This is a genomic window from Natrinema sp. H-ect4, from assembly GCF_041894845.1.
Lineage (GTDB): Archaea > Halobacteriota > Halobacteria > Halobacteriales > Natrialbaceae > Natrinema.
The window spans coordinates 1-909 of record NZ_JBHDYC010000051.1; the positions used below are offsets into that span (position 1 = coordinate 1).

Here is a 909-nt window from a genome sequence, read left to right on the forward strand (position 1 = left end):
ATTTCACTGTTTTAGAGATCGCTTGGTGTTGTGAACCACACACATCAAAACGAGTTCACGAAATTCACCGTACCAAGTTCGCGCACGCACGGCGTCGCCGAGCGTGCGCTTGATCGTTGAAAAGACGGTCTCACACATCGCTCGTTGGCGGTATCGAGGCCCATCGATCCGCGCGTTATGCGCGTGATCGATGGGCCGAAACTCACGATGTTTGATCAGCGGTCTCACGCCGTCTTCGCGGAGTTTTTCGCGCAAATCCATCCAGTCGTAGCCTTTGTCGGCAGCGAGGCTGGCGAGGTCGTCCGCGTTGCGGCGGGCGACCTGCCAGCCGAGCTGTGTGTCGTGGCGTTTCTCGGTCGTACAGTGAACGTCCAGAATTGCTTGGCTTTCTGTGTCGACGAGAGCTGTCGCTTTGAGCGTCTGAACCCGGTAATTCGTCCGACGGCAGTAGTGTTTGCTAGCGTTTTCGCGGTCGAAAAACGTCGCGTCAATGGCGGCGTGACCGCTCTGGCCGTGCAGCTGCGCCGAGAGGCGCAGCAGCACTCGCCAGAGTGCGGTCTTAATCCTATCAAACCACTTGACTAGCGTCGAGTGATCGGGGAGATCGGTCGGTTCAAGGCCGATCTCCCCGAGTATTTGTGGCATCTCGCTCAGCAAATCGAGTGCTTCTCGGTAGGATTTTTCCAGGTAAACCCGCAGACAGTGCAGCGACACCACCGCATACTCGGCGAAGCCGCCACCCCCTTCGGGGGCGGCGACTTCGCCTCGCTCACCAACAGCATTTTTAGCTAACTGAACGACTTTGCTCGTGAAGCGGGAGATCTTCGACATAGAGCATCGGCGGTTTCCCGCTTCATACTCCTAGTTCTGACGGTCGAAACCGACGCCGTCCAACGATTCACCAGAGCC

The 909-nt window shown here is 57.5% G+C and carries 1 protein-coding gene; it reads right to left on the reverse strand.

The window, feature by feature from the left end; genetic code table 11:
- Positions 1 to 3 precede the first annotated feature (3 nt).
- Positions 4 to 831 carry an IS5 family transposase gene (locus ACEWFR_RS23750; protein ID WP_374063345.1) on the reverse strand — a complete coding sequence of 276 codons (828 nt, stop codon included), beginning with the start codon at positions 829 to 831 and terminating at the stop codon, positions 4 to 6.
- Between the last annotated feature and the right edge of the window lie 78 nt (positions 832 to 909).

Excerpts from the sequence above, each read along its gene's own strand:
- ACEWFR_RS23750 (WP_374063345.1), bottom strand. The coding sequence starts at position 831 with ATGTCGAAGATCTCCCGCTTCACGAGCAAAGTCGTTCAGTTAGCTAAA.